Source organism: Bacillaceae bacterium S4-13-56, from assembly GCA_040191315.1.
In the GTDB taxonomy this organism is placed as follows: Bacteria; Bacillota; Bacilli; order Bacillales; family JAWJLM01; genus JAWJLM01.
In genome coordinates this window covers 1-1,480 of record JAWJLM010000163.1, presented here as the reverse complement: position 1 = coordinate 1,480, position 1,480 = coordinate 1, and the positions used below count along the sequence as shown (strand labels likewise).

Annotated in this window: 3 protein-coding genes; all 3 read left to right on the top strand. The window is 38.2% G+C overall.

Annotated features, from left to right (window positions below):
* Positions 1 to 227: 227 nt before the first annotated feature.
* From RZN25_18370 to RZN25_18360, 3 genes are read left to right on the top strand one after another with little or no spacing between them, the layout of a single operon-like run.
* Positions 228 to 641, top strand: a complete 414-nt coding sequence (locus RZN25_18370) for a YlbD family protein (protein ID MEQ6378765.1) — start codon at positions 228 to 230, stop codon at positions 639 to 641.
* Positions 642 to 655: 14 nt separating this feature from the next.
* Positions 656 to 889, top strand: a complete 234-nt coding sequence (locus tag RZN25_18365; GenBank protein ID MEQ6378764.1) for a YlbE-like family protein — start codon at positions 656 to 658, stop codon at positions 887 to 889.
* Between the two features lie 59 nt (positions 890 to 948).
* Positions 949 to 1,386, top strand: coding sequence for a YlbF family regulator (locus RZN25_18360; protein ID MEQ6378763.1), 438 nt, complete (start codon positions 949 to 951; stop codon positions 1,384 to 1,386).
* Positions 1,387 to 1,480 lie beyond the last annotated feature (94 nt).

Here is a 1,480-nt window from a genome sequence, read left to right as displayed (position 1 = left end):
GATTTTCTTGTTTCGAAGGGCGCTTGCGCTTTTCTTACTATCATTATGCTGTGTTTGGTTGATAGCACATTAGGACTTACACTGAAGGGTATAAGGGTTTTTAAGAAAGAAAAATTGCCTTTCAAGAAGAATCCCCTTAACGATAAGCCAAGCTTTTAAATATCACCTTTTTGCTTATGCAGCATAGGCTATTTATAAGGAAATACATGGGAAAGAGGTGTGAAGGTATGGCGAAATCACTTGATCCTTCCGTTCAAGAATTTAAGGAATTTGTTCAAAAACACCCTGATTTAATTCGACAGGTTAGGAAAAAAGGGGAAAGCTGGCAGACCTATTATGAGAAATGGGTTCTTCTTGGAGAAGAGGATCCATTTTGGGAACAGTTTAAAGATGAGACTAATACTAAGGGGAAAAAGAGTAATTCGAAGGAAAAATCTACTGAGTTTTTGAATCAAATGATGGGTATGCTAGAGCAATTTGACTTAAACAAAGTACAGGGTCATCTCCATAATCTAGACGGAGCCCTTGGAAATATACAAACTCTTGTGAAACAATTTCAGGAGATGAAAGGCAATCAAGGGAATCAAGGGAATCAAGGGAATTCTAGTCCTAAATCTCCATTCCACTTTCACCAGGATTAAGAGGAGGGAGTTTTATGCAGTATGAACTATATCACACATTGAAGGAGCGGCCTGAACTATTACAATACGTAAGGGTTCATCCCCAATGGTACAGAAGACTTTGGAGAAACCCAGAAGAATTTTCCTTACTTGAACAGGAAGCGAAGTATTACTATGGCCAAACTCCAGCCCAACGAATGCAACAATGGACAAATAATATACAAATGTTTTCAATGCTTATCCAAATGGCAACTCAACTAAGGGATTAACTGTAAGTGGTTTTTACCATCTCTATCTGTTAAACTAAATAAGATGGAGGTGGTTGAAAGTGTTAGCAACCTTAGAGATTGTAGATGTCCTTGATAGTGCTGAAGGGTTAGGGAAAATGATTTGCCACTCTGAAGAGATGATAAATTATAAGCAAAAAAAAGCAGCTCTAGCATCAAATAAAGAAGCTCAATCGCTAATTAGAGCCTTTTTACGTATAAAAGACCAATATGAAGACGTGGAACGTTTTGGTCGGTATCATCCTGATTATAATAAGATTATGAAGGATATTCGTGAAGCTAAACGTGCTATGGATATGCATGAAGCGGTTTCCCAGTATAAAATTGCTGAGCGAAAGTTAGAGGGACTCGTAGATGAGGTTGGTAAGCTAGTTGCTCATTCAGTTAGCCCTCATATAAAAACACCGAATTCCAATTCCTTGCTGAAGGATGATTCAGGATGTGGATGTGGGTCTGGAGGTAGCTGTGGCTGTCATTAAAACTAAAAATGAGTATCCCTTTTGCTCAGAATAACTAGCCAAGAGAACAGGCGTTTAATATACTTGTGTTACAAACAAACGTTCAGAAAGGGTG

What these genes read in the sequence shown, in the direction of transcription:
- RZN25_18370 (MEQ6378765.1), top strand. Translation starts at nt 228, where the DNA reads ATGGCGAAATCACTTGATCCTTCCGTTCAAGAATTTAAGGAATTTGTT.
- RZN25_18365 (MEQ6378764.1), top strand. Translation starts at nt 656, where the DNA reads ATGCAGTATGAACTATATCACACATTGAAGGAGCGGCCTGAACTATTA.